This is a genomic window from Vibrio paucivorans, assembly GCF_054053395.1.
The window spans coordinates 601,042-624,329 of sequence record NZ_CM133231.1 but is presented as its reverse complement, the minus strand read 5'-3'; the positions used below and the strand labels follow the sequence as shown (position 1 = coordinate 624,329).

Genomic DNA, 23,288 nt, shown 5'->3' with positions numbered 1-23,288 from the left:
TTAAGTCGACATCCCTCCTGCTTTTTGGCTTAGTGCTGGAATTCTTGGAGGGTTGTGATTAAGCGTCCAACTGATTGCTTCTTCGAGAGGTTTTGCTGAGCAATAATAATAGCCCTGGATGTAGTCACAATCGTATTTCTTGAGTAGGTCGAGTACATCTCTGTCTTCCACGCCCTCTGCTACCACCGTGTAACCCAGACCATGAGCGAGAGAAATAGCATTAGCTACAATCGACTCATTGCGATGGTTGGATTTCAATTGAAATAGGAAAGACCGGTCAATTTTGATTTGATCGACAGGTAAGTCTCGTAATAGCGACAATGAAGAATAGCCTGTGCCGAAGTCGTCTAGGCTGATTCGAAAGCCCAACTTCTTAATGTCGTTGAGCATTTCTATCGGGCTGCGTAAGCGGTTAATTGCGGTGGTTTCGGTGATTTCCAATACAACATGTTCCGCAAACTGAGGGTTTCGCTCTACTAAGGTTTCTAAATGATGGAACAGACTTTTGCCAAGCAAGTCTTTGGCTGACAAGTTAATGTGAATATCACATTCAATATCGTGGACTTGGAATTTGACTAAGTCTTCAGCTACTTGCTCCAATATCCAAGCTGTTATGGATGATATCTTGTTACTTTGTTCCGCAATTGGAATAAAGTCGACGGGGCTAATTAAGCGCCCGTGATCATCGACCCAGCGAATTAAGGCTTCATATCCCTCCACAATGTCGTTTTTGCCACACATAATGGGTTGATAGAACATTCGGAACGAACACTTCTCGAGTGCTGTGTCGATCTGACGTGAGATTTCCAGTTTCTGTTTTGCACCAAGCGACATATCTTGATTGTAGAAAGCACTGAGCCTGCCAGATTTTTTCGCATAGTACATGGCTAAATCGGCGTGATTGATAAACAGCTCTGAAGTGGTGGCGTCGCTATCTGAACCGCAGACACCAATGACGACGCTAGTGGTTAACTCAAAACCATCAATAGAAAATGGCTTACGAAGCACAGTATCAATTTGCTTACAGAGTTTTTTGATCTCCTGATGGTTGGTTGTTTGGTGGACCAATACAAATTCATCGCCGCCGACACGGGCAAGGAAGTCCGTAGGTTCAAGCAAACTGTTAATTCGTTGACCAATTTGAACTAGCATTTGGTCACCACAAAAGTGGCCCATACCATCGTTAATTTGCTTGAAGTTGACCACATCGATCATCAACACCGAAAAATCCCCACCAACTTCACAGGTACTGGTAATGACGTCAATGCAGTGTTTTCGGTTGGGTAGGGCAGTTAAGGAGTCATGCAATGCGTTGTGCTTTTCCTCTCCTGCTAGGCTGTTTAGCTGCAAGATGGTCGCCAAACTAAAAGTAATCACCATATATACAAAAATGCTACCGCTGAGCAATATCAACGAGAGCCCGAACAAGACAGGGCTACTGGTTTGTGGACTGTGTAGCAGGGAAATCAGTACAAATGTATAACCCGCGATAAAGCCGCAGATGAGAACCAATAACGCTTTCCAGCCAATTTGTATTGAGGCGCGACAAATTTTCCGGGCTGGGATGTAGGCCGCCACCAAGAAAGCGATGCCAATCATAATGAAAGCAATAGAAAAGGTTGCCAAGAGTCAACTCACCCATGCTGCGATACCAGTTATCAAATTAAGTTTAGAGGTTCATATGAATTTTGCTGGCTAGGTTTACAACATTCGCGTTGGTAAGAATTATTTATTAATAATTCAAGGCGAAAAATAATTCGGCTTTTGCGTTGGATCAAGAAAAATCCGTTTGTTTTGCTCTAATTATTAAAACAAAGTTGAAAGATTCAAAAATTATTGAATAATGTGAGCATACAAACAAAGAAGTTTTTGCTTCACAAATCATTCTGAAACAGGATACATATCTCATGTCGAACTCGTTTGTTCTAGTCATCAACTCTGGTAGCTCATCTCTTAAGTTTGCAGTTATCGATTCAATCACTGGCGATGCAGTTGTTAGTGGCCTAGGCGAGTGCTTTGGCTTACCAGAAGCCGTGATTAGCTGGAAGTACAACGGAGAAAAAACAGAAGAAGCAATTACAGCAGCCGATAATCACCACCAGCATGCCATTAATCGTATTGTTGGCTTAATGGAATCATTAGGCTTTACACAAGATTTAGTTGCCGTGGGACACCGTATCGTACACGGTGGTGAGAAATTCACATCAACAGTTCGTATCGACAACGAAGTTCTTGCTGAAATTGAAAGCTTGTCTGACCTTGCTCCGCTCCACAACCCAGCAGGTGCAATTGGTATTGAAGCGGCAATGAAAGCTTTCCCAAGCCTTCCGCAGTTTGCTGTTTTTGATACTGCTTTCCACCAAACGATGCCGCAAAAGGCATTTACAGGTGCGATCTCGAACGAGCTGTACAAAGAATATGGTATCCGCCGATACGGTTTCCACGGCACTAGTCATTATTTCGTTAGCCGTGAAGCGGCAAAAATGCTGGATAAGCCAGTTGAAGAGGCGAGCTTCATTTCAGTTCACCTAGGTAACGGTGCCTCTGTTTGTGCTATTGAAAACGGCCAATCTGTTGATACTTCAATGGGCTTCACTCCGCTTGCGGGCCTTATGATGGGTACGCGTTCTGGTGACCTAGATCCAGGTATCATCGAGTTCCTAATGAAGAAAGGCTGGAGCCAAGAGAAAGTTTTTGAAACGCTAAACAAGAAATCTGGTTTCCTTGGTGTATCAGGCTTAACTTCTGATGCTCGTGGCATTCTAGAAGCGATGGAAAATGGCCATGAAGGCGCTAAGCTAGCGTTTGAAGTCTTCACTTACCGCGTTGCTAAGTACATCGGTTCGTACCTAATTCCACTTAACAAGTTGGATGCGGTAATCTTCACGGGTGGTATTGGCGAGAACTCATTAGACATTCGCCGCGAGATCTTAAACAACCTAAACCTACTAGGCTTTGTTGAAGACAAACAAGGCAACGAAGATGCGCGATTTGGTGCGGCAGGTATCATCGCTAAGTCGGAGCTTCTAGACGCCGTAGCGATGGTTATCCCAACTAACGAAGAGTTTGTTATCGCGCAGCAGTCGGTTGAACTGCTTTAAGCGAACGAAACCTCATTCAAAAAGCGAGCCTAGTGCTCGCTTTTTTTGTTTTTGTGTGTGCTTGAACCTGAACATTCACCTTCTGGCCCTTTTGCTCAACAGGCAGCAGAACAAATTGCGTTACCCAATATCGTTTAATGCGGTGTAGACTGACACGTTTTTACAGTTGTTAAACAGGAAACTAGCTTCATGCGCAAATCAGATAAGAAAGTCGAGAATCTAATTAGAGACGTGTTGACCGATGTTTGTGAAGGTACGTTAAAAAGCTACGATGGTTTTCTTTGGGTGACTCATAAGGTGAAATACTCTTCTTTTCCACAAAGCCTAGAAATTGTCTGCGTATTCGAAACGAACCAGGATAGAGCACAGTTTCTAGCGGGAGAAGGTCAGCAGCATGTCGCAACAACCATCCAAAAGGCGTTTGATAAGGTTGGGGTGCAACTAAAGAACGCAGGTAAGCAAATTAGTTACGAAACACAGCAAAATCGCGTGTGATGTCACCAAGGAAAGTGAGCTAGGGTTGTAGTTAGCATCTAAGGCTAAGGACTTATATTCCGAGTTTCATTGTTAAAGCCTGGGGCCAATACGCTCTAAGCCCTAATCAAAAGTCGTGTCGTCCTTCGCGAACTCACTCACCTTCGTCCCAAAGAGTAATCCTCATATTTTATTCGTATCCAGTCACCCTAACTAGTACAGATCACAATCCACTGTACTTAATGTGTATTTTTCTAGCTAAAAAGGTAGAAAAATATGTAGTATTATCTGGCTAAGGTTGAGAGTCGATATGTCATTACAGAAAAAACAATCCAAAGTATCACTAAACATTAAAATTTCATCGGACTTAGATTTTCGTCTTAAACGAGCTAGAAAAGCAGCACGTGACCAGGGTTTGATGTTCAACGTATCTCAAGAAGTCGAAAAATTCCTTGAGAAGGAAGTAAAGAAAGTGGAACGCCAGTTATCCATAGATGAAGAGATTAAAGATAACCTAGAGCAACTTGGCGGGCTGAATTTAGATAAGTTAATGAAATCAATGGACTAATGCTAGAACTTAAACTGGTGTTAATTCGAATAGATATATGAACTACAGATAAGCTTGGAGATGATCATGGGAACAATAATTGGGTTATTGATTTTGGCTGTGATCGATGTACTGCTAAAGCGTAATAGCGGGTTGCACTTGCATCAATGGATCGCAAAAAAATACAGTGATTACCAAAAAACCAAGAAACATCCTTCTGAGTGACAAACTCCGTCATCTCACGGATTTGATTTGCGGTATGTTTCGATTAAGAATTCTTAAAAATAAAACGGCGGCCAGTACATTTACAGAGATACTTTGAGAGTCGGTACTTTCTCTACTTTATAGAAACCCTAACTCAAAATGTCCCACTCTAGCTAACAGTGCACCACTCTAGCTAACAGTGCCCACTGGCCGATTTCGACGTGCTGAACAATATTCAGTCCATTCGAGTAATAAAGGTTTGCTCGTCATCCACAAAAGCGACATAGCCGCCGTGGTAGATAAACACCCGTCCACGCCCCTCAACAATACAAGCAAGCTGTGGGTTCAAATCTTCTTCGATATCCTGACTTTGAAAGGTGCCAGTATCGGTGATTACACCTTTGAGCTTAGGTAAATACCCATAAGTGTGTTTTGCTTGATCGATAAGGCTCAACTCGCTGGTGGTAGAAAAGCAGGATGGGATGGACCCTGCGTCTTCGATGAACATAGGTTTCAGCTCTTCAAAAGCGGTAATTACCAGCCAGTCGATGCCGTTAACATGGTGGATAAACATTAATTATAAATACCTAAGGTTTCGGTAATTCTGATGCGGAGATTGTAGCACTATCAGGCAAGAACGCAGTAGAGAATTGGTAGCCAAGCGCGGTTATCATCCTCCATTTTTAGGATGCATGAAGCAAGCGTGAAACGCGTTCTTATGCCTTGTTGTCTATAACACTCATACTCTTCAATTCTATCGCAAATTAGTGTTACGACTTGTCCACCTGCCGTCAGCAGCGAGACAAGTGGGAAAGGTGACCAGCTTCATAGTCCTAAGTACGAAGCGTCTTTGGCGTAAAATGCATATTTTTAGCAGGGTACTCCCTTATTATCTTCTGCATCAACAGCGCACTTTAGCGCTAAACAGTGTAGAGGCTACGTCATGAAAAAATTACTTCTTGCAGCAACAATTGCATCCCTATCTGCCGCTGTAAATGCATCAATAGAGACTAAAGACTGGTATGACGAAGCTTCCCCTAAAGCCAAACAGTTTGTTAAAGATAATATTGTTTTAGATTTTTACGCTTCTCCAAGCGGCACTGGGTTCATTAAGGATTCACAAGTCGCTGATTACATCGACTTGGCGCATGAGCGCGGAATTACCGGCGCTTCTGCAACAATAGCGGCTCCAAATACACCCAACTTACTTGCCTTCAAATCAGAACATGGGAAATGGACTAAAGCGACTTCTACTGCTAAGACTCCTATCCGTTATGTAGAAACAGTCGAAGATTTTCAACTCGCTCATGACAATGGTGAGTATGCCGTTATGTGGTCGGCTCAAACCACTATGCCGTTAGAGGGCGATGCTAAAAATGTCGCGGTCATGGCTGAGTATGGTGTCAAAACGATGCAGCTAACTTATAACGAAACAGAGCTTACTGGTTCTGGCGTTATTTCAATGTTGAATGGAGATACCACAGGGCTTACTGACTTTGGTAAAGAAGTGATCGATGAGATGGTCAAACACGGCATCACGGTCGATTTGTCCCACACATCACCGTACACAACTAAAGACATCACTGATTACATGCAAAAACACCATAAGGGTGTGCCGGTGATTTATTCTCACTCACCAGTAGCGTCTACGTATAACTGTGAACCACATGAAACGATCGAAGAAACGCAGCAACGTATGGCTAAGAACAACCTCAAAAAAGGTGACCCTGAATATCGCCTAGCTGCATGTTATCGACTACTTTCAGACGAACAAGTAAAAACGGTCGCGAGTATGGGAGGCGTGGTATCGGTTGTTGCTGCAGAATGGATGTTAGATGGCATTTGGCCTGAAGATATTACCCCTAAACAATTTGCAGAGATGATTGACGGTGCGGTTAAGATCGGTGGCGTAGATCATGTTGGTATTGCGACAGACGATATGATGACTGTCTCTAAAGTAGTGCCTTTTGTCCAAGCTAACCCAACAAAGTAAGCAGATAACGGCTATATGGTGAATGCCTTTAATCAAGGCGCTACCGGTTGTGCTGAGCTTTCTAAACACATGGCTGGGGTCGTTGATAGCCTTTGGGAAATGGGATACTCAGATGAAGACCTCGCTAAAATCTTTGGTGGCAACTTAATGCGGGTTTATGCCCAGACTTGGAAATAGCTACCCGCGGTCACAGCAGTATAGGTAAAAAGTCACGCCCACAAACCTCTATTTGTGGGCGTTTTTATTAGTAGTTGGGAATACAACTATTTCATCAGCTTGAGCACTATTCCAATATCAGTGCTTTTACCAAAGAACGATGGGAGGGCAAATCAAGCTGTTCTCTGTTATCGCTGACAGTATTTGCGGCCACAGTAGTTGGAGGCTGAAACCAACGAGTACTCTGGTCTTAGGGCTATTACCCAGTGTTTCTTAAAAGGAACTACCTGACTTTAGTCGCTATCTTCTCGCCGACATTCGGTTTGGTTCATTATCGCTAACATCCGAGTGACAAATAGCATAAGATACACGGCCTTTAGCTAGTATTGAGCCACTCATCGTAATGACAGATAAAAAACAGCAAGCGACCTTTGCCGATCTTGGTCTGATTCCAACTCTAGTCGAGAGACTACAAGAGTTAGAGTATAGCCAGCCAACTCCAATTCAATCCCATACTATTCCTCATGTTCTTAGCGGGCGTGACATGGTTGGTGGTGCCAATACTGGGTCGGGTAAAACTGCGGCTTTTGCATTGCCCATTCTGCAAACAGTTGTTCAGCAGGAATCATCACTGAGTCGCCGTGGTAATTTTGTTTCTCACCTGATTCTTGTTCCAACTCGTGAATTGGCATCTCAGGTGGCTTACAACATAAAATCGTACTCGTACCATCTTAGAGATAAGATCAAAACGGTTGCAGTGTTCGGTGGCGTTTCGGTGAACCCTCAAATGCAAGCTCTTCGTGGTGGTAGTGATATTGTTGTCGCGACGCCGGGGCGTCTGCTAGATCTAGTATCTAGCAACGCTATCAAATTGGACCAAGTAAAAACACTGGTCCTTGATGAAGCTGACCGTATGTTAAGTCTTGGCTTTACTGACGAACTTAATAAGATTCTTGCACTGCTACCAAACAAGAAACAAACATTGCTGTTTTCTGCTACCTTCCCTGAAAAGGTAACGAGTTTGGCTCAGGGGTTACTCAATGACCCGGTTGAAGTCCAATTACAAAGCGCTGAAGCCAGTACTTTGGTGCAGCGAGTGTTTAGTGTAAACAAAGGTCAAAAGACCGCAGTGCTTGCGCACTTAATCAAACAGCACCAGTGGCGACAGACTTTGATTTTTGTTAATGCCAAGAGTGCCTGTAACCACTTAGCTCAAAAACTGTCTAAACGAGGCATCTCCGCTGAGGTTTTTCACGGTGATAAAGGTCAAGGCGCTCGAACTCGAGTGCTTGATGGCTTTAAGTCTGGTGAGATTCAAGTACTTATTGCGACCGACATTGCGGCGCGTGGCCTAGATATAGAAAAGCTTCCGGTGGTTATCAACTTTGATCTTCCGCGCAGTCCCGCTGATTATATGCACCGAATAGGGCGTAGTGGTCGTGCAGGAGAGGTCGGCTTGGGGCTTTCGCTTATCGACTATGATGACTATCACCATTTTAAAGTGATCGAGAAGAAAAATAAGTTTCAGCTTGAGCGCGAACAGGTTGAGGGCTTTGAGGTGGAAGACGACCAAAGTGAAGCCTATTTTGCACCAATGAAACCACGTGCAAAGCCTGCTGGTACGGGTAAAAAGAAGAAAAAGCGCAATCAGTAGAGTTTAGTTTATGAGAGGGAAGGCTTAAGAAGGGGGGTTCCCTTGCAAACGATGCTCTGAAAATCGCTTTTTGCACATTTTATAGAGCCCTACTTGAATCGTCAGGTAGGGCTCTTTTTTATTTGCGCGATTGTGAATTATCTGCGCGTCGAACGTCCACGAGGTGCTCGTTTCTTAAAGGCAGAAGCGGCTTTCGCCTGTGATTTAAGAATAGAATCTACGGTTAGTACCATCGGCTCTTTAGGCTTAAGACCATGAGGGAAAGTACGTGCTCTCGGTGGCAAGTCATACTCTTCTGCGCTAGCTCGAGGCATGCGCTTGAATCGATACAAATAAAAGTTTTCCAACTTCTCTCTCGCCCAATCCGTTTTCTTTAGATACTTAACGCTACTGGCAACTGAAGGGTTGGTATTAAAGCAGTTAAAGCGCATAGCAGTATCTAGAATCTCCCATCCATAGAAATCCACCAACTCTTGCAACATCGTCTCTAGTTTTAGTCCATGCAATGGGTTGTTTTGTTGCAGCTCGATTCTTTCTTCGTCAGTCATCATTTTAGTGGTTTCACTCAATACAGTGCGGGTTTTGGTAAAGTATACAGTGCTGAAATACCTAAAGCGATGTGGCGATTTGAAAAACTGTCGTTTAGCTTTTACCAACCTCTCATTACTGTTCTGAGTGGCTTACGGCATTAAGCACGAAATCAACAAAGGTGCGATTTTTAAGCGATAAATGTTTCGAGCGGTAGAGCATATTGATTGGTTTGGCGGTCGGTACAAAGCTTTGCAGTACCTCAACCAGAGACCCATCCTCGATTTCCTGCGCAACCTGAATTCTTGGCTGAAGCAGTACTCCGCAGCCTTGTAGCGCAGCATATTTTAAGACATCACCATTATTGGACGTTAGGCGGGTATTGCTTTGGCTAAACATATTCGAAGGCAGATTGGCGACTTGCTGGCTTTCTCCTTGGTGATACTGGAAACCCAAGCAGTCATGTTGGTTAAGATCGTCGATTGAGCTAAGTTTGCCGTGGCTTTCCAGATAGTTTGGAGCGGCGCAATAAGTCATATGGTAATTGCCCAATTTTCTCGCCACCATTGCTGAGTCTACTAATTCACCAATTCGAATGATGACATCCGCATCTGAGTGAAATGGATCGATAAGGCCGTTGTCTAGCACTAAGTCGACATTGATTTCTGGATATTGTGCTAGAAAGCTTGCCACTATTGGGGTGATCACTTTTTTACCATAAGTGATAGGGCAGTTCACTTTAACCGTGCCCCGTGGGCGATTGATGAGCGTATGGATTAGGTTATCTGCATTAGCTATATCTTCGATTATTGAGTGGCACTCTCGGTAATAAAGCTTTCCCGCTTCGGTCAGAGACTGTTTTCGAGTGGTACGGTGGATAAGCTGCGTACCGAGATTTTCTTCCAGTGAGCGTATGTGTTTACCAACCATCGTCGGAGAAATATCGAAATGGTGTGCTGCACTGCGAAAGCTTCCTTGTTCTACCACGTAGGCGAACACCTTCATGCTTGTTAGTTTGTCCATTGAACACTGTAGGTTGATAAAGAATTAACTTTTAATGAGTTTATCAATCAAATGGTGTTAATTAAAGTTGGCTATGATCCATAACATAAAGAACTAGAGATTGAGAATGAGCCAAGTAATTTTTGTCACTGCCGAGCTAAAAATGAGTTTGGATAGACCAAGAGACGAAGTTGTCGAATTGATTGAGCAGTTTTGCTGCGATATGAGAAGTGAACAAGGGTGCTTGAGTGCCATTGCGACCTATGATGATAAAGATCCTCAGCGCGTTATTTTGTTAGAGAGCTATCAAGATAGAGCGGCAATTGAAGCGCACTTTACCATGCCACATACCCAGGTATTTATCGATTCACAAGTGGCTGAGCTAGTGCAGGCGTTTGAAACTAAGCAGAAAGGAGAGGTTGTGTTATGAAATGGGCAGTACTAGGAACGAGCTTTATTTCTGGCGTTATGGCGGAGGCGATCCAAGGCGATGTAGGAAGCGAGCTTTACGCCGTTGCTGGGCGTTCGCAGGATACGTTAGAAGCATTTGCCAAGCAGTATCAAATAGAGCACACATTTTTAGACTACGATGACCTACTAAACGATGATCAGATTGATATCGTATACATTGCACTGCCAAATCACTTACACCATGAATTCATCATCAAGGCTGCTCAAAAAGGAAAAGCGATTCTGTGTGAAAAGTCGCTATCGGTAGACATGCAAAAAACAGAGCAAGCATTGCAAGCCGTGAAAGAGCACCAAGTCTTTTTTGCTGAAGGTTTGATGTACTTGCATCATCCACTTATTCGCGAGTTGGTATCGATACTTGAATCTGGTGAGATCGGAGAATTACGCTCTATCCATACCTCTTACATCGCCTCCATTGCCCAGTTTGTGAATCCGGCAAGCAAAGGTGCGTTGTACAACTTAGGCTGCTACCCAATCTCGTTGATGTATTTAGTCATTAAAACAATGCTAGGAGAGCAGGCGTTGGGTAATAGAACCATGAATGCAATGGGCAGACGTGGTCTCGACGGCAATATTTGCGAATCAAGCTTAATGATGAGCTTCGGAGAACAAAGTACAGCGCATGTACATACTGCGGAAGACCATGGTTTGAAGCATCAATTTTCGATTCTTGGAAGTAAAGGCTGCATTGCTTTAGATACCAACCCATGGCTTCCAACGGAGAGTAATCAATTCAGTGTCGAGATATATGAAACATCAAAAAGAGAAGTTTCAGTAGCGGCGATGCGTTCTTTTATCAAGTTAGGCAGGTACGCCAGGCCATCGAAACTGGCTATAAAGAGCTACCAAGCCCATGTGCTACTTGGCAAGACTCCTACAATATCATGCAGCTACTAACCGAGTGGGAAGCGTTAAGTGACTAATAGCGGGCTCAATAGGTAACCCATTTAAACCGACCAATTTATAAGCGAGCCTCTCGGCTCGCTTTATTTTTAGGATGCACAATTCTGTTGTTGGAATCTAAGGTTTCAGCACGTATATACCAGAATGTTGTCGTTCAGCTGCTATCAGAGTTTCAGAGGTGTATATTGTTTGTATGTTGCAGAGGTTATTGATACCTCTGTCCAATCACTGCTTTGGATGGGACCCTAATGAGATTTCTGACATTCATATTTTTAACGGTTTTGTTATCTGCTTGTACTACAACGCCAAATAAGCTTCGCGACTCTGACCCTGTGTTTGAGTCGTATCAGCGGATTGAAGCGTCTACTTTCGCTAATTGCGTGGTAGAAAAATGGGAAAATTTGGATTACTTACTCTACAGCCCGGTAGTAAATATTCACGAGTCTTCATCAGGGTATGAAATCACGCAGTATTTGGATGGGGTACTAACGCACTTAGCTGACATTGAGAGAGCAGATGCCGGGTCTAAGGTGACCATTTATACCGAGTCTTTAAGTCTCGGAGATGATCCAGCAGTAATCTCAGTAGTGAGTTGTGGCGATACTAAATCGTAGCAGAGGCTTGTGGAACAAGCCTGTTTCACTCATTCTTGTGTTTTTAAGTTCATGGCTTTGCTAAATCAAATTGCAAAGCTGTAAAGCCTAAAACCTAATAACTACCAAGCTCAAAAGTATAAGGCTTTCTAAAGGAGTAGATATGCCCAAGTTACTGGTTTACGCTACTGCGCTCTTCTTTCTGGTTTATGGTGCGCTCTTCATCGTCATTCCCTCCGAGATCGCTTATTTGATAACAGATTCGAGCCCGGAACCTACCAGCGCAACTATCGATTTTCGCGCAACCTATGGGGGAGCGCAGCTTGCTATTGGAGTCATATTGCTTTGGATAGTCAGGCAGAAGAACGACTTAGATTTGGCTCTAGTGCTGGTCTCATTTGTTTTGTTGCTTATGGCTTTAGGTCGCTCGATTGGAATAGTCGTTGATGGACAAGCCAACACCTTAATGTATGTGTATTTGGTAGCAGAAGTGGTGTTTGGCATTTTGGCTTTAGTCCTAAGAAAACACATCTCGTAGGCGAAAGAGATCCGCATAGAACACATTGATTCAAGGAAGAACAGTTATGAGGTTGGCTCAATTAAATATAGCATTGGCAAAATATCCCTTAGATGCACCAGAAATCCAAGAGTTTGTCGACAATCTAGAGTTAGTGAATGGAATCGCTGAGAGTAGTGAAGGTTTCATTTGGCGCCTTAAAGATGAGTCTGGCGACGCCACTAATATCAAAGCTTTTGATGACCCGAACATGATAGTCAACATGTCTGTTTGGGAAAGTGTGGATTCACTGAAAAATTTCATGTTTCGTACCCATCACCGCGACTTTATGCGTAGAAAAGGAGAGTGGTTCCACCGCCTTTCTGAAGATACATATGTACTGTGGTGGGTTGAGGACGGACATATTCCGACATTGGAAGAAGCACTTGAGCGTCTAGAACACCTTAGAAGCAGCGGCGACACACCGTATGCTTTTACTTTTAAAACCAACTTTACCGCTGCTGAAGCAATTTAATATAGGTGGGTTGTTGGTAATCTCGATGTTGGTTGGGCATACAATCACAGAAACAAATACATAGATAGGAAAAGGCGTGGTAGAAGAATTTGAAAGTCAGTTTATCGACTTTATTCAAGCGGAAATGAAACAGGACTTGGCTCATGACATGAATCATGTCTTTCGAGTGGTGAAAACCGCCAAGATACTGTGTGCAGCTGAAGGCGCAAAGCTAGAAGTCGTGTTGCCTGCCGCGTACCTCCATGATTGTTTTTCCTTTCCAAAGAACCACCCAGATAGGGCTAAAAGCTCTTTGATGGCGGCGGAGAAAGCACTCGGATTTCTCGTAAAGATTGGCTTTCCAGCGCAGTACCATCAAGCAATCGCACATGCTATTGTCGCTCATAGTTTCAGCGCTAATGTTAAGCCAGAGAGCCTAGAAGCTAAAATTGTCCAAGATGCCGATAGACTTGATGCACTGGGGGCGATTGGTATCGCTAGATGTCTTCAGGTTAGCACCAACCTCGGCGTAGGTTTGTATGATGTAGCCGACCCATTCTGTAATGAACGTGAGCCCGATGATCGTGAAAACACAATCGATCACTTCTATACCAAGCTGCTTAAATTGGCCGACAAAATGAATACCGTTTCTGCTATGCAAGAAGCAGCAAGAAGAACGGATTTTATGAAAGGGTATTTGAGCCAACTCGCAACGGAAGTGTAGCTTAGACATCAGGAAAATTAGGCGCTAACAGCGCCTATTTATCTTTACGCGCTTCTAAGTAGTCAGTTCTGCTCGGACTAGCTCTGCACCTGCGCTTAAAGCGTTAAGTTTGGCAGTAGCAATTTGTCGTGGTAGAGGTGCCATTCCACAGTTAGTGCAAGGGTACAGCTTATCGGCATCGACATATTTGAGCGCTTCACGCAGTGTGGATGCAACTTCCTCTGGGGTTTCGATGTTCTCAGTTGCAACATCAATGGCACCAACCATGACCTTCTTGCCTCGAATAAGCTCTAAAAGCTCGATAGGTACTCGAGAATTGTGGCACTCTAGCGAGATGATATCGATGTTAGATTTCTGAAGCTTAGGAAATACCGCTTCGTACTGGCGCCATTCGGACCCAAGGGTTTTCTTCCAGTCGGTATTCGCTTTAATGCCGTAGCCATAACAAATGTGAACCGCTGCTTCGCATTTCAACCCCTCAATTGCACGTTCAAGACAGGCGATGCCCCAGTCGTTAACATCGTCAAAGAATACGTTAAATGCGGGTTCATCAAACTGGATTATGTCGACTCCAGCCGCCTCCAGTTCTTTGGCTTCTTCGTTAAGGATTTTTGCAAACTCCCAGGCTAACTTTTCTCGGCTTTGGTAATGGTCGTCATAGAGTGTGTCGATCATCGTCATCGGACCGGGAAGCGCCCATTTAATAGATTGGTCCGTTTGTTGGCGTAGGAACTTTGCGTCGTCTACGAATACTGGCTTTTGACGACTAACAGGGCCAATAACCGTAGGAACACTTGCGTCGTATCGGTCGCGAATCTTGACTGTTTTTCGGTTCTCGAAATCAACACCGTTCAGGTGCTCGATAAATGTTGTCACAAAGTGCTGGCGCGTTTGCTCGCCATCGCTGACGATGTCGACGCCAGCCTGCTGCTGCTCATGTAATGACACCCGCAAGGCATCGTGTTTACCATCGATGAGTTCATCGCCTTGCAGTTTCCAAGGAGACCAAAGTGTTTCTGGCTGCGCTAACCAAGACGGTTTAGGTAAACTGCCAGCTGTCGAAGTAGGGAGTAGAGTTTTCATAGTCAATGCCGCTTAATTTTCTTCAATTTCGTTAGTGGACCGATATAGTAAATAGACTGATACGGTGAGTAAGCCGATAGCGTTGTAATAGCGATTACACGTAGTTCAAAGACCATTGCTCGAGAACATTCTGGTAAGGCTTAATAAAGTGCTCTTCGGCGAACTTGCCTTGTTTAATGGCTAATTTACTGCGCTCTTCTCGGTCATAAACAATATGCGTGATCGAGTGGTCTTGGTTCTTTAAGTTCGGCTGGTAGCAGTTTCCAGCGACGGCGTTGGCATTGTATATCTCTGGGCGGTAGATTTTTTGGAACGTTTCCATTGTGCTAATCGTACTGATCAGTTCAAGGTTGGTGTAATCATTAAGCAGATCGCCAAAGAAATAAAAGGCTAGGGGAGCAACGCTGTTTGGCGGCATGAAATAGCGCACTTGTAAGCCCATTTTTTTGAAATATTGCTCGGTTAGCGATGATTCGTTCGGCTCATATTCGAAGCCTAGTACAGGGTGTTGATTTTCCGTTCTGTGGTAGGTTTTGTTATCAGAAACACTTAAACAAATAACGGGAAGCTTTTTAAAGTGTTGCTGATAAGCGCTTGAGTTGACGAAATACTGAAATAGCTTACCGTGAAGATCGCCAAAATTATCGGGAATACTAAATTGAGGTTGGTCTTTATTATGGTCGAGTAATAGCACGCTAAAATCATAATCTCGAACGTAAGACGAAAAATTGTTACCAACAATACCTTCAATACGTTCACCCGTTTTGTGGTCAACAATATTGGTTTTCAATACCTCGATAGATGGAAATGCTTCGTCGCTGCCTTCAATATCCATGTCTACTGAAATGATGTCTAGTTCAACTGAGTAGCGATCACCTTTAGGGTTGTCCCAGTGCGCTAACGCATTGAAGCTATTGTCAATCATGTTCAAGGCATTACGCAGGTTTTGCTGGCGACTTTCGCCTCTAGCCAAGTTCGCAAAATTGGTGGTAATACGAGTGCTGTCTGCTGGTTGATAATTCTCATCAAGGCTGAGGCTTTTTATAGTAAAGGTAAAGTCTTGGCTCATGGTGTTGGTTCCTACGGTGAATGCTGAATTTATTACTTACGGACTGTATTTTTATTTCTTTATTTTCTAGTCGGATTCTTGCTGCGGTGTATTTAATAAACCTGAATACAAGCAGCGTTACTGAACGCTTGAAACACATTTATAGCGTTGTTCTACACGTAAATAACAATGGTATTACTTCACAATCAACATGAGGAATATTCATGTTTCATTCTCATTTAAACAGTTATATTAATTAACCGATTTGAAGTTGATTATTTAATTGGGCTGATTAGCCCTTAAAAACCTAAGGTGAAATGAGTGAGTGAATTACTAGTTTTAATTGCATACTGCGCGATGCTAGGCAGTGGCGTTGGGTTTCTAGCAGGGCTGTTAGGTATCGGTGGTGGGCTAGTTATTGTTCCTATCCTTAGCATCATTTTGCTTCATTTTGATGTTCTGCCCTCCGATCAAGTTGTGGTTTCTGCAATTGCAACTTCATTGGCTTCAATCTTATTCACGTCGACTTCATCGGCAATTGCTCACCATAAAAATGGCAATGTTCCTTGGGAACTTGCGCCTTGGATAATGACAGGAGTCGCGCTGGGGGCGTTGGTTAGCGGCTTTCTGGCTGCATTGTTACCAGAGCACATCATACGCATTGTTTTTGCTGTAAGTGTGGTGCTCATCGCGTTGAAGATGATGATAGGTAGCAAAAATGACTCACCAAAAGAGCGCAACATGCCTAACAAAGGGCTACTTACAATACTTACCACCATCACCGGCGGGTTATCGGCGATGATTGGAATCGGTGGCGGTGCATTGCTAGTCCCATTGCTTACGTTTTTCTCTATTGATATGAAAAAAGCCATTGGCTGCGCGTCGGCCTGTGGAATAGTTATCGCCCTGTTTGGCTCTATTGGATACATCACTTCAGGCAGCAGTCACTTTGCATTAGAAGATGGTTTCGCAGGCTTTGTATATTTGCCTGCACTCATTGGTATCGTGAGCACGTCTTGGTTTACTGCACCTATGGGAGCGAAAGCGACCCAATCTTTACCAGTACCGATGATCAAGAAAATCTTTGCAGCCATTTTGTTGGCAATGGCTGGGAATATGGCGATAAGCTAGTAAGGATCCTATTAACGGGTATTACTGTTATTGATGAAGGACTAACAGCTGAATGCGAAGCATCGCATGAGAAATAGAGCGTTCAGGTGCTTTCTGTGATGTCTTAGACAATGCCAAGCGTGATGAACATGAGTCACACTTGGCATTTTCTATTTCCACTAACCTGCGAACACTCGGATACGGTGGCCATCCGGATCTAGTGCAACGAAGTTGAACCCAAATACAGATTCCTCTGGAAGCTGAGCGAACTTGATACCTTTTAGCAGCCAAGAGCGATAAATCTTTTCTAGCACGGCTTTGCTTTCCACTGGTATTGAAAGCTCGGTGCCTCCTCCCGTGACGACACTGGTTGGTGTCAGTGAATCAATCTGCTTGAGTGTAACTTTCACATTAGAGGCAAATTCAATCACGGCAAAACTTGGTGAGAGCATTTCTGCGGTGCAATCAAAGAGCTGTGCATAAAAAGCTGAACTGGCTTTAACTTCAGTAACGTAAAGTACAATCGAATCAATTTTGAACATGTTCCTTCTCTAATGAACGTAAAGTGTACAAGCACTATATAGAGTGCCTGTGTCAAAACCTGTCAGCAGTCTAATCAGGGAGCAGATCTCACCTAAGTCTCAGTGTCGCCGTAATGTGTTTGAACCGTTCAGGTTAACTACGGCACAATGGCATGCGTGGTATCAACGGTTACCTGAAAAAATTAATTATTATCAATGGATTGGGGAGTAATATATGAAGTGTGCACCGATTAAAGAGCAAATCACCTTCGATGAATTTGCTAAGGTTGATATCCGTGTAGGGACTATTGTCGCGGTGAGTGAAGTGGCGAAATCCGACAAATTAATGAAGCTGACGGTAAACTTTGGGGACCATACTCGCTCTATTCTGGCTGGGATTAAGCAGGAACGGGAAAATCCAAATGAGATCGAAGGTAAGCAAGCACTGTTTGTTGTCAATCTACCTGAAAGGAAAATGGCGGGTGAAATCTCACAGGGAATGCTGTTTGACATCGGTTATGAAGACAAACTACAGCCTTGCTTAGCGTGCCCAGAGAATGAAATTCCTAATGGTGCTAGAGCAGGCTAAAGGCACTGATTTTTTGCATTTAAACAACTCCCTAGAAAGGACATTTTTAATGACTCGAACAGAAAGGTTGCTTCTTACTCCTGTTACTGCCGATGACCTTGATATTTATGTTGAGCTGTTGACTTGTGCAGAGACGACTCGCTATCTACCTGGAGGTGAGCCCTTTAGCCTCAAATACATCGAAGACTACGTACCTAAAAAAGTTTCGCATTGGGCTGAGAATGGCTTTGGAACATTTATTGTGTCGCTGGCAGACCAGCCGGAAATAAAAATCGGATATGCAGGGGTAGAGATACTCGAACAGGTAAGCCTCTGCGATATCAGATATGGCCTTCTTCCTAAGTATCAGGGACATGGTTATGCTTATGAAGCGGCTAAAGCTACGTTAGATTATGTGTTCGAAAATAAGCTGGTGGATGAGGTATATGGTGTTGCGGTGACAGACAACCAAGCCTCCTTGAATCTGCTCAAAAAACTGGGTATGACAGCTTCTAACGCCTGTTTGTACGATAGTAACGATCTCATCACTATGTCGATAAAAAGTGTTGATACAGCGAGGAGTCCGTGTGTTCAAGCTGGAAACTAGTCGATTAATATTGCGCGACATGACGCCAAGTGATGAAGAGGTATTTGTCGCTATGTCTCAGGATGCCAAGTACCAGCGCTTTTATGACGAGAATGACTGTGCGCCAACTAAATACCGAGAGCTCACCAAATTGTTTGTTTCTCAGGCCATAGAAAAACCACGTACTTCTTACCAACTTGCTGTAGAAAGCAAGGTTAGTGGGCAATTTATTGGCACAGTTTGTTTACGGCTAGAGCAAAATGGACAGGCTTCTATGGGGTGCGCTTTCGCAAGGACAGCACAAGGTTCTGGACTTAGCATAGAAGCCGCCTCTGAGTTGGCAAACTTTGGCTTTCGTAAGTTAGGAGTGCACCGGATCTATGCCGAAACGATAGCTGACAACCTAGCGGCGATAAAGCTATGCCGAGCTTTGGGTATGAGGCAAGAAGCACGATTTAAAGAGCATCGCTTTTTCAAAGGAAGATGGTGGGACACGGTTGTGTTGGCGGTGCTTGAATCGGAGTGGGAATGCCTCTGACTTAGTTTTTACATTGGTTGTGGCGAAGCTTGCTATTATCGCGACAAGTAGACATTACGGAGAAAACAGACTGTGTCGATAAATATTAAGGCTCACTTGATGTTCGAAGGGTTAGCGCAAAAGGCAATTGACTTGTATACGTCCGCAATTCCTAACTCCGACGTGAAAAGCATCAAACATTATTCCGATGGGACAATAGAGCAAGCTCATATCACGCTTAACGGTAATGACTATATCGTTATTGATAGTCCTGTGAAGCATGAGTTTACCTTTACTCCGGCGATGTCGATATTCGTTACTTTCTCGGAAGAGTCTACCCTAGTCGAGGTATACAACATTTTGTCTGCCCACGGCAATGTGATGATGCCACTCGACAACTATGGATTTAGCGATAAATTCGTTTGGTTCACCGACCAGTTTGGTGTGTCGTGGCAGCTAAATCTGGAAGCAGAGTGAGTGGCGTTAAATGAATGCGAATAACATTTTCCCTATAAAAGATTTTACCAACACTGTTTTCTTAAAGCCTTTAGTCGACAAGAGTGAGGTGACTAACGTTCATGTCGGAGAATACAGCTATTACAGTGACTTCGAAGATCCCACTCAGTTCTTAACCAAGAACGTGCTGTATAACTTCGGGATATCGGGCAACGCATTACATATTGGTAAATTTTGTGCATTGGCCAACGGGATTCAGATCATCATGCCTGATGCCAATCACGTGACCTCTGGTGTGACTACATTTCCATTTGCCGTGTTTGGTGACCGTTGGTCAGAAGCCTTGCCATTATCGGAATACCCATTCAAATCTTACCAAGATACGGTCATTGGCAATGACGTTTGGGTGGGTTATGACGTGACTATCATGCCAGGTGTCACTATTGGTGATGGTGCGATCATTGGCGCTAAGTCGGTGGTATCGGGTGACATTCCTCCGTACAGTATCGCAGTGGGCAACCCTGCAAAAGTAGTCAAATTTCGTTTCGATGAAGAGCAGCAAGCTACGCTTAAAAAATTAGCTTGGTGGGACTGGGACATTGAACTCGTAGAACAATCGATGCCGATACTAGTGAAAGGAGATGTTCCACAGCTTTTGAAGTTTGCTAATGAGCATGGGGTGGCTAAGTAAGCTTTTCTACTTTTCCAGAGGGCATCCCTAGAGAAACCTAGTTAATTAATAAAAATGGGTCACTGTCTTTTCATATTCGGTGACCTTTTATCTAGGTGCAATGTGATGGCTTCACAATTAAGAGCCCTCTACTGCGGTGAATCTGTTACACTGCCGCCCAAACTGAATACATTTAGATGCAGGATAAAGAATGAGCCAAGAACAACCTAACAACCCATTACACGGATTAACACTCGAGAAGATCTTAGTTCGTTTGCAAGAACACTATGGTTGGGAAGGCTTGGATGCGGAAATTCAGATTAATTGCTTCTACAACAACCCATCAATAAAGTCGTCGCTGAAGTTTTTACGCCGCACTCAGTGGGCTCGCGATAAAGTTGAAGCCTTGTATATTGATACGTTCTGCAAATAGCCAGCAATGGCAACAAGTTATTGAGAAAATCACGGGCAAGCCTAGTTGGGCTTGCCCGTGATCTAATGTCTTGCTGTTATTTGAAGCTATGTTTGGCTATACCATCTAAGACAGAAATGGACTGCGCATTAGATGCACGGTCAAAGTGCACGTTGACTTGTACTCCCGCCTTTTCGAATACCACTTCATCAAAATCGGTCATTGCAATCTTGTAGCCCTTACTTGCAAACAGCGTTGTTATTTGAGTACGTTGTCTAATTTCTAATGCGGATGAAAGCAGTTTATCCATGTGGTATTCCTCTCTCAATCAAGTAAGTGTGGTTCAATTTTAGTATGAATTCGCATGCTTATCCATTCAGGTTGGTTGAGCATAAATGTAGTGGTTCCAAATTGCATTGTTGATAGCAATAGCTTTCGCAGTATATAGACTGACATTTTATGCATTGAATGACTTTGTGTGACAGCGTTAAAAGGCTAGCTGTTTATTACCGTCTACCTTGTTAGTAACGCGAAATGCCTGCTTACAAAACGGTGCATAGAAAGGTTATTGATACCAATTGGCAGATAGGCGTATCTCTGCGCCGAGACTGATATAGAATGAATGTTTTACGACTTGAGAAACCTTGATGCCCAATTCTATACAACAGCAAATCGGTAATATTGCACTAGTGGTTGAGAACTACGATGACGCGATCGATTTTTACACGAACAAACTCGAATTTACTTTGGTTGAAGATACTGATTTAGGTAGCGGAAAGCGCTGGGTGCAAGTGTCACCACCCAACTCCAATGGAACGAACTTGCTCTTGGCTCAGGCAAGCAATCCCCAGCAATTGGAAGCGGTTGGAAACCAAACAGGAGGGCGAGTGTTCCTATTTCTTCAAACTAACGATTTCTGGCGTGATTATGAGCGAATGAAAGCGAAAGGTATTACGTTCAATGAGCAGCCTCGTGAAGAGGAGTACGGGATAGTTGTGGTATTCGAGGATTTGTATGGTAATAAATGGGATCTACTCGAAATGAAAAACTCTGCTGAATGATAGGGCTTAAAGGGGCGTTATAAATATATGCACGATTTTTGCCATCGGATTGTCGATATTAATGATAGTGACTTTCAACAGCTAACCTATGAGCTGAGTGGAGTGCTCAGTGTGCTCACTAATGATTCTGGTAATAGCTCATTTAATCAAGATGCGTTCGACTCTAATTCTGATGCTGCGATTGTTGTCTACAGCTCAAGCCATCCCGTTGCTTGCGGTGTGTTTCGTCTGGTATCGGAGCAAATCTGTGAGTTAAAAAGAATGTATTCAAAACAGGTAGGAGCTGGTGGCTATCTTCTGCTGAACTAGAGCGAATAGCTAAAAAGAAAGGATACCAAGAAGCCATTTTGTCTACGAGAAGAGTAAACACAAGAGCCATAGCCTTTTATCTACGTAAGTAATATTGCGAGTGCGAGCCCTATGGACGTTATGTTGGGGTAGACCGCTCGATATGTTTTCGCAAGAAGCTATAAAGTTTTCTTGTGAGAGCCGGTGGTTCAATGCTGTGGATTCGTCGGAAGTGCTTTAGCCGTCATCTCTTTTCCAAAGCTCACGGATTGTTACAATATTTTAGGCTTTGCTTACGAATGGGATGAGGGTGTTAAGATAAAATAAATGCATATTAATCAATACCTTATTGAGTGTATTTCGTAGGGCTAGTGATTGGTTATTCTATGTAAAACACGCTTACAAAATGTCACTATTGTGTGTGTAAAGCCAAAGATATGATGCGAGCTTCTTACAAGATGCTCAAGGCACGAATGTCATGAAAATACTCGCTGTTACCTCTCTGGCTCTTCTCGTATCGGGCTACGTTGCATACGACAAGCTCTACCATCAGCCACAGCAAAATCAAATCGAAGCAACCGGAATGCTGTTTCAAATTGCCCATAAAGAAGGGTGGCTTAACTTAATGGAAGCGTTGAATGACCTAAATAGTGGTCATGGTATTAGCCATCGAAGAGCTGAAGTTACGGCCAGTGAGGGGGACACTGTCTTTGCTGAGGGGCGAGTGCACTTTTACTCTGATGTACAGTCTGTGTGCAAAGATGTAACCTTCTCTTTTACGAAGAAGTCACTAAATGACTATACGCTGATGAGCCAACAAGAGTGCTAATAGAGTGACTTGAGCTCACCGTAATTTCGGTGAGCCCATAGCGTTAACTTATCCGCAGCACTTCTTAAATTTCTTACCGCTTCCGCAACTACATGGGTCGTTGCGGTTAGGTGTCTTTTCGAAAACCGTGGTTTTAGGTCTATTTAATACGGTTTCAAGTTCGATGATATTTTCTTCTGCACTTGCGTCAACGACGATATTGGCAAACAGGCTGTGAGCTTGTAACGTTTGCTCAATCTCTACTTTTCTTTCTTCAGTCGCTACTTGGATTGCTAATGGCGCTTCTTCAGAGCCTGGCTTTACATCTCGGTTAACGTTATAGCCCGACATTACGTGGTTCTGGCGTGTTTCGATTCGGCCCTTAAAAAACATTTTCGACATGCTAAGTTCTCTGATTGTGGGTGAGTAGGAGAGCGAGCGGTGGATTATACCCATGTAGGCCAAGAGATAAAGCGATAAAAAGGTGTCGGACTGTGATGTGAGCTTGTCACTACGCTTGCGCATGTTTGAGCGTATGTGTAGCGTTATTCAATAACCAATCATAGGGAATTGAAGTCGTGCGAGAGTCGTTACGGGAAAAATACTGCAGATCTGCAACAAGAAAGTCGAGCAAAAGGGCGATAACGTCGGCGTGTCGTTTTATGCTTTCTTTGCCAATAAGAACGATGATCCAGAATTGTTGATGGAAGCCGCGACATGGTGGATTCAGACTCACCAGTTAGACCATTTTGAAAAGGCCCATAAAATCATAGCCATGGTGGAGGAAGGGGCGTAACGCT

Annotated in this window: 31 protein-coding genes and 2 pseudogenes; 24 read left to right on the top strand and 9 right to left on the bottom strand. The window is 43.6% G+C overall.

Translation table 11 applies throughout. The features are described from left to right. Positions 1 to 1,626 (bottom strand): putative bifunctional diguanylate cyclase/phosphodiesterase, encoded by a 1,626-nt coding sequence (locus ACXABW_RS18035; RefSeq protein ID WP_457526717.1) that lies wholly within the window; start codon positions 1,624 to 1,626, stop codon positions 1 to 3. A 281-nt stretch (positions 1,627 to 1,907) separates the two neighbouring features. Here ACXABW_RS18035 and ACXABW_RS18030 point away from each other — a divergent pair, with 281 nt between their 5' ends. The 4 genes from ACXABW_RS18030 (at position 1,908) to ACXABW_RS18015 (ending at position 4,347) form a co-directional block, all read left to right on the top strand. Then, a complete protein-coding gene (locus ACXABW_RS18030) occupies positions 1,908 to 3,101 on the top strand; it encodes an acetate/propionate family kinase (RefSeq protein WP_457526715.1) in 1,194 nt (397 codons plus the stop codon). Between the two features lie 189 nt (positions 3,102 to 3,290). Continuing rightward, the gene (locus tag ACXABW_RS18025; protein WP_252031291.1) at positions 3,291 to 3,596 is read left to right on the top strand and encodes a Fis family transcriptional regulator; all 306 of its coding nucleotides are present in this window, start codon (positions 3,291 to 3,293) and stop codon (positions 3,594 to 3,596) included. Between the two features lie 289 nt (positions 3,597 to 3,885). Beyond that, the gene (locus tag ACXABW_RS18020; RefSeq protein WP_265689302.1) at positions 3,886 to 4,143 is read left to right on the top strand and encodes a hypothetical protein; all 258 of its coding nucleotides are present in this window, start codon (positions 3,886 to 3,888) and stop codon (positions 4,141 to 4,143) included. 66 nt (positions 4,144 to 4,209) lie between these two features. Next, positions 4,210 to 4,347, top strand: a complete 138-nt coding sequence (locus tag ACXABW_RS18015; RefSeq protein WP_457526713.1) for a hypothetical protein — start codon at positions 4,210 to 4,212, stop codon at positions 4,345 to 4,347. Positions 4,348 to 4,561: 214 nt separating this feature from the next. On the opposite strand, the gene ACXABW_RS18010 is transcribed toward ACXABW_RS18015, so the two are convergent. Beyond that, on the bottom strand, positions 4,562 to 4,900 hold the full coding sequence (locus ACXABW_RS18010; protein WP_457526711.1) for a cytosolic protein: 339 nt from the start codon (positions 4,898 to 4,900) through the stop codon (positions 4,562 to 4,564). A 369-nt stretch (positions 4,901 to 5,269) separates the two neighbouring features. Here ACXABW_RS18010 and ACXABW_RS18005 point away from each other — a divergent pair, with 369 nt between their 5' ends. The 3 genes from ACXABW_RS18005 (at position 5,270) to ACXABW_RS17995 (ending at position 8,129) form a co-directional block, all read left to right on the top strand. Further along, the gene (locus ACXABW_RS18005; RefSeq protein ID WP_457526709.1) at positions 5,270 to 6,319 is read left to right on the top strand and encodes a membrane dipeptidase; all 1,050 of its coding nucleotides are present in this window, start codon (positions 5,270 to 5,272) and stop codon (positions 6,317 to 6,319) included. Positions 6,320 to 6,334: 15 nt separating this feature from the next. Continuing rightward, positions 6,335 to 6,496 (top strand): hypothetical protein, encoded by a 162-nt coding sequence (locus ACXABW_RS18000; protein WP_457526707.1) that lies wholly within the window; start codon positions 6,335 to 6,337, stop codon positions 6,494 to 6,496. 382 nt (positions 6,497 to 6,878) lie between these two features. Continuing rightward, positions 6,879 to 8,129, top strand: coding sequence for a DEAD/DEAH box helicase (locus tag ACXABW_RS17995; protein ID WP_457526705.1), 1,251 nt, complete (start codon positions 6,879 to 6,881; stop codon positions 8,127 to 8,129). 137 nt (positions 8,130 to 8,266) lie between these two features. Here the strand turns inward: ACXABW_RS17995 and ACXABW_RS17990 are convergent, their stop codons facing one another. Beyond that, positions 8,267 to 8,680, bottom strand: coding sequence for a VF530 family protein (locus ACXABW_RS17990; RefSeq protein WP_252031273.1), 414 nt, complete (start codon positions 8,678 to 8,680; stop codon positions 8,267 to 8,269). A gap of 112 nt (positions 8,681 to 8,792) precedes the next feature. Beyond that, positions 8,793 to 9,680 (bottom strand): LysR family transcriptional regulator, encoded by an 888-nt coding sequence (locus ACXABW_RS17985; RefSeq protein WP_457526703.1) that lies wholly within the window; start codon positions 9,678 to 9,680, stop codon positions 8,793 to 8,795. A 106-nt stretch (positions 9,681 to 9,786) separates the two neighbouring features. On the opposite strand from ACXABW_RS17985, the gene ACXABW_RS17980 reads away from it, so the two are divergent. The 6 genes and pseudogenes from ACXABW_RS17980 (at position 9,787) to ACXABW_RS17955 (ending at position 13,360) form a co-directional block, all read left to right on the top strand. Beyond that, positions 9,787 to 10,089: a putative quinol monooxygenase gene (locus ACXABW_RS17980; RefSeq protein WP_457526702.1), complete on the top strand. Its 303-nt coding sequence runs from the start codon at positions 9,787 to 9,789 to the stop codon at positions 10,087 to 10,089. Continuing rightward, positions 10,086 to 11,053, top strand: a pseudogene (locus ACXABW_RS17975) (Gfo/Idh/MocA family protein). Before ACXABW_RS17980 ends, ACXABW_RS17975 begins: the two are co-directional and overlap by 4 nt. A 228-nt stretch (positions 11,054 to 11,281) precedes the next feature. Next, positions 11,282 to 11,647 (top strand): hypothetical protein, encoded by a 366-nt coding sequence (locus ACXABW_RS17970; protein ID WP_457526700.1) that lies wholly within the window; start codon positions 11,282 to 11,284, stop codon positions 11,645 to 11,647. A 142-nt stretch (positions 11,648 to 11,789) separates the two neighbouring features. Next, complete coding sequence (locus tag ACXABW_RS17965; RefSeq protein WP_457526698.1) at positions 11,790 to 12,164, top strand: DUF4345 domain-containing protein; 375 nt, start codon at positions 11,790 to 11,792, stop codon at positions 12,162 to 12,164. Positions 12,165 to 12,210: 46 nt separating this feature from the next. Then, a complete protein-coding gene (locus tag ACXABW_RS17960; protein WP_457526696.1) occupies positions 12,211 to 12,657 on the top strand; it encodes a DUF3291 domain-containing protein in 447 nt (148 codons plus the stop codon). 76 nt (positions 12,658 to 12,733) lie between these two features. Continuing rightward, complete coding sequence (locus tag ACXABW_RS17955) at positions 12,734 to 13,360, top strand: HD domain-containing protein (protein ID WP_457526694.1); 627 nt, start codon at positions 12,734 to 12,736, stop codon at positions 13,358 to 13,360. A 54-nt stretch (positions 13,361 to 13,414) separates the two neighbouring features. Here ACXABW_RS17955 and ACXABW_RS17950 read toward each other — a convergent pair whose 3' ends face one another. Together ACXABW_RS17950 and ACXABW_RS17945 are read right to left on the bottom strand one after the other, a co-directional pair. Beyond that, positions 13,415 to 14,443, bottom strand: coding sequence for a methionine synthase (locus ACXABW_RS17950; protein WP_457526692.1), 1,029 nt, complete (start codon positions 14,441 to 14,443; stop codon positions 13,415 to 13,417). 94 nt (positions 14,444 to 14,537) lie between these two features. Further along, positions 14,538 to 15,512: a DUF1852 domain-containing protein gene (locus tag ACXABW_RS17945; protein WP_457526690.1), complete on the bottom strand. Its 975-nt coding sequence runs from the start codon at positions 15,510 to 15,512 to the stop codon at positions 14,538 to 14,540. A 300-nt stretch (positions 15,513 to 15,812) separates the two neighbouring features. On the opposite strand from ACXABW_RS17945, the gene ACXABW_RS17940 reads away from it, so the two are divergent. Then, positions 15,813 to 16,622, top strand: coding sequence for a sulfite exporter TauE/SafE family protein (locus ACXABW_RS17940; protein ID WP_457526688.1), 810 nt, complete (start codon positions 15,813 to 15,815; stop codon positions 16,620 to 16,622). 158 nt (positions 16,623 to 16,780) lie between these two features. On the opposite strand, the gene ACXABW_RS17935 is transcribed toward ACXABW_RS17940, so the two are convergent. Continuing rightward, entirely contained in the window at positions 16,781 to 17,143 is a 363-nt protein-coding gene (locus ACXABW_RS17935; RefSeq protein ID WP_252031244.1) for a VOC family protein, read from the bottom strand. Between the two features lie 214 nt (positions 17,144 to 17,357). Between ACXABW_RS17935 and ACXABW_RS17930 the strand changes: the two genes are divergently transcribed. The 6 genes from ACXABW_RS17930 to ACXABW_RS17905 all read left to right on the top strand — a co-directional run bounded on the left by ACXABW_RS17930 (position 17,358) and on the right by ACXABW_RS17905 (position 20,352). Continuing rightward, on the top strand, positions 17,358 to 17,711 hold the full coding sequence (locus ACXABW_RS17930) for a tRNA-binding protein (protein WP_252034104.1): 354 nt from the start codon (positions 17,358 to 17,360) through the stop codon (positions 17,709 to 17,711). Positions 17,712 to 17,760: 49 nt separating this feature from the next. Continuing rightward, positions 17,761 to 18,297, top strand: coding sequence for a GNAT family N-acetyltransferase (locus ACXABW_RS17925; protein WP_457526686.1), 537 nt, complete (start codon positions 17,761 to 17,763; stop codon positions 18,295 to 18,297). Next, entirely contained in the window at positions 18,278 to 18,814 is a 537-nt protein-coding gene (locus tag ACXABW_RS17920; protein WP_457526684.1) for a GNAT family N-acetyltransferase, read from the top strand. Before ACXABW_RS17925 ends, ACXABW_RS17920 begins: the two co-directional genes overlap by 20 nt. Positions 18,815 to 18,886: 72 nt before the next feature. Next, positions 18,887 to 19,270, top strand: a complete 384-nt coding sequence (locus tag ACXABW_RS17915; RefSeq protein ID WP_457526682.1) for a VOC family protein — start codon at positions 18,887 to 18,889, stop codon at positions 19,268 to 19,270. Between the two features lie 10 nt (positions 19,271 to 19,280). Continuing rightward, positions 19,281 to 19,940 carry a CatB-related O-acetyltransferase gene (locus ACXABW_RS17910; protein ID WP_457526680.1) on the top strand — a complete coding sequence of 220 codons (660 nt, stop codon included), beginning with the start codon at positions 19,281 to 19,283 and terminating at the stop codon, positions 19,938 to 19,940. A gap of 190 nt (positions 19,941 to 20,130) precedes the next feature. Next, positions 20,131 to 20,352 (top strand): VF530 family protein, encoded by a 222-nt coding sequence (locus ACXABW_RS17905; protein ID WP_005472135.1) that lies wholly within the window; start codon positions 20,131 to 20,133, stop codon positions 20,350 to 20,352. A gap of 76 nt (positions 20,353 to 20,428) precedes the next feature. Here the strand turns inward: ACXABW_RS17905 and ACXABW_RS17900 are convergent, their stop codons facing one another. Further along, positions 20,429 to 20,641 (bottom strand): hypothetical protein, encoded by a 213-nt coding sequence (locus tag ACXABW_RS17900; RefSeq protein WP_457526678.1) that lies wholly within the window; start codon positions 20,639 to 20,641, stop codon positions 20,429 to 20,431. 337 nt (positions 20,642 to 20,978) lie between these two features. On the opposite strand from ACXABW_RS17900, the gene ACXABW_RS17895 reads away from it, so the two are divergent. The 3 genes from ACXABW_RS17895 (at position 20,979) to ACXABW_RS17885 (ending at position 22,509) form a co-directional block, all read left to right on the top strand. Continuing rightward, positions 20,979 to 21,392, top strand: a complete 414-nt coding sequence (locus ACXABW_RS17895) for a VOC family protein (RefSeq protein WP_457526676.1) — start codon at positions 20,979 to 20,981, stop codon at positions 21,390 to 21,392. A gap of 27 nt (positions 21,393 to 21,419) precedes the next feature. Further along, the gene (locus ACXABW_RS17890) at positions 21,420 to 21,701 is read left to right on the top strand and encodes a hypothetical protein (protein ID WP_457526674.1); all 282 of its coding nucleotides are present in this window, start codon (positions 21,420 to 21,422) and stop codon (positions 21,699 to 21,701) included. Positions 21,702 to 22,158: 457 nt separating this feature from the next. Beyond that, positions 22,159 to 22,509, top strand: coding sequence for a hypothetical protein (locus tag ACXABW_RS17885; RefSeq protein ID WP_265689231.1), 351 nt, complete (start codon positions 22,159 to 22,161; stop codon positions 22,507 to 22,509). A gap of 48 nt (positions 22,510 to 22,557) precedes the next feature. On the opposite strand, the gene ACXABW_RS17880 is transcribed toward ACXABW_RS17885, so the two are convergent. Then, the gene (locus ACXABW_RS17880) at positions 22,558 to 22,890 is read right to left on the bottom strand and encodes a PBPRA1643 family SWIM/SEC-C metal-binding motif protein (protein WP_252031218.1); all 333 of its coding nucleotides are present in this window, start codon (positions 22,888 to 22,890) and stop codon (positions 22,558 to 22,560) included. Positions 22,891 to 23,066: 176 nt separating this feature from the next. Here ACXABW_RS17880 and ACXABW_RS17875 point away from each other — a divergent pair. Continuing rightward, a pseudogene (locus tag ACXABW_RS17875) lies at positions 23,067 to 23,284 on the top strand (DUF6500 family protein). Positions 23,285 to 23,288: the final 4 nt, after the last annotated feature.

Excerpts from the sequence above, each read along its gene's own strand:
- ACXABW_RS18030 (WP_457526715.1), top strand. The coding sequence starts at position 1,908 with ATGTCGAACTCGTTTGTTCTAGTCATCAACTCTGGTAGCTCATCTCTT.
- ACXABW_RS18025 (WP_252031291.1), top strand. The coding sequence starts at position 3,291 with ATGCGCAAATCAGATAAGAAAGTCGAGAATCTAATTAGAGACGTGTTG.
- ACXABW_RS18020 (WP_265689302.1), top strand. The coding sequence starts at position 3,886 with ATGTCATTACAGAAAAAACAATCCAAAGTATCACTAAACATTAAAATT.
- ACXABW_RS18015 (WP_457526713.1), top strand. The coding sequence starts at position 4,210 with ATGGGAACAATAATTGGGTTATTGATTTTGGCTGTGATCGATGTACTG.
- ACXABW_RS18010 (WP_457526711.1), bottom strand. The coding sequence starts at position 4,900 with ATGTTTATCCACCATGTTAACGGCATCGACTGGCTGGTAATTACCGCT.
- ACXABW_RS18005 (WP_457526709.1), top strand. The coding sequence starts at position 5,270 with ATGAAAAAATTACTTCTTGCAGCAACAATTGCATCCCTATCTGCCGCT.
- ACXABW_RS18000 (WP_457526707.1), top strand. The coding sequence starts at position 6,335 with ATGGTGAATGCCTTTAATCAAGGCGCTACCGGTTGTGCTGAGCTTTCT.
- ACXABW_RS17995 (WP_457526705.1), top strand. The coding sequence starts at position 6,879 with ATGACAGATAAAAAACAGCAAGCGACCTTTGCCGATCTTGGTCTGATT.
- ACXABW_RS17990 (WP_252031273.1), bottom strand. The coding sequence starts at position 8,680 with ATGATGACTGACGAAGAAAGAATCGAGCTGCAACAAAACAACCCATTG.
- ACXABW_RS17985 (WP_457526703.1), bottom strand. The coding sequence starts at position 9,680 with ATGGACAAACTAACAAGCATGAAGGTGTTCGCCTACGTGGTAGAACAA.
- ACXABW_RS17980 (WP_457526702.1), top strand. The coding sequence starts at position 9,787 with ATGAGCCAAGTAATTTTTGTCACTGCCGAGCTAAAAATGAGTTTGGAT.
- ACXABW_RS17970 (WP_457526700.1), top strand. The coding sequence starts at position 11,282 with ATGAGATTTCTGACATTCATATTTTTAACGGTTTTGTTATCTGCTTGT.
- ACXABW_RS17965 (WP_457526698.1), top strand. The coding sequence starts at position 11,790 with ATGCCCAAGTTACTGGTTTACGCTACTGCGCTCTTCTTTCTGGTTTAT.
- ACXABW_RS17960 (WP_457526696.1), top strand. The coding sequence starts at position 12,211 with ATGAGGTTGGCTCAATTAAATATAGCATTGGCAAAATATCCCTTAGAT.
- ACXABW_RS17950 (WP_457526692.1), bottom strand. The coding sequence starts at position 14,443 with ATGAAAACTCTACTCCCTACTTCGACAGCTGGCAGTTTACCTAAACCG.
- ACXABW_RS17945 (WP_457526690.1), bottom strand. The coding sequence starts at position 15,512 with ATGAGCCAAGACTTTACCTTTACTATAAAAAGCCTCAGCCTTGATGAG.
- ACXABW_RS17935 (WP_252031244.1), bottom strand. The coding sequence starts at position 17,143 with ATGTTCAAAATTGATTCGATTGTACTTTACGTTACTGAAGTTAAAGCC.
- ACXABW_RS17930 (WP_252034104.1), top strand. The coding sequence starts at position 17,358 with ATGAAGTGTGCACCGATTAAAGAGCAAATCACCTTCGATGAATTTGCT.
- ACXABW_RS17925 (WP_457526686.1), top strand. The coding sequence starts at position 17,761 with ATGACTCGAACAGAAAGGTTGCTTCTTACTCCTGTTACTGCCGATGAC.
- ACXABW_RS17910 (WP_457526680.1), top strand. The coding sequence starts at position 19,281 with ATGAATGCGAATAACATTTTCCCTATAAAAGATTTTACCAACACTGTT.
- ACXABW_RS17905 (WP_005472135.1), top strand. The coding sequence starts at position 20,131 with ATGAGCCAAGAACAACCTAACAACCCATTACACGGATTAACACTCGAG.
- ACXABW_RS17900 (WP_457526678.1), bottom strand. The coding sequence starts at position 20,641 with ATGGATAAACTGCTTTCATCCGCATTAGAAATTAGACAACGTACTCAA.
- ACXABW_RS17895 (WP_457526676.1), top strand. The coding sequence starts at position 20,979 with ATGCCCAATTCTATACAACAGCAAATCGGTAATATTGCACTAGTGGTT.
- ACXABW_RS17890 (WP_457526674.1), top strand. The coding sequence starts at position 21,420 with ATGCACGATTTTTGCCATCGGATTGTCGATATTAATGATAGTGACTTT.
- ACXABW_RS17885 (WP_265689231.1), top strand. The coding sequence starts at position 22,159 with ATGAAAATACTCGCTGTTACCTCTCTGGCTCTTCTCGTATCGGGCTAC.
- ACXABW_RS17880 (WP_252031218.1), bottom strand. The coding sequence starts at position 22,890 with ATGTCGAAAATGTTTTTTAAGGGCCGAATCGAAACACGCCAGAACCAC.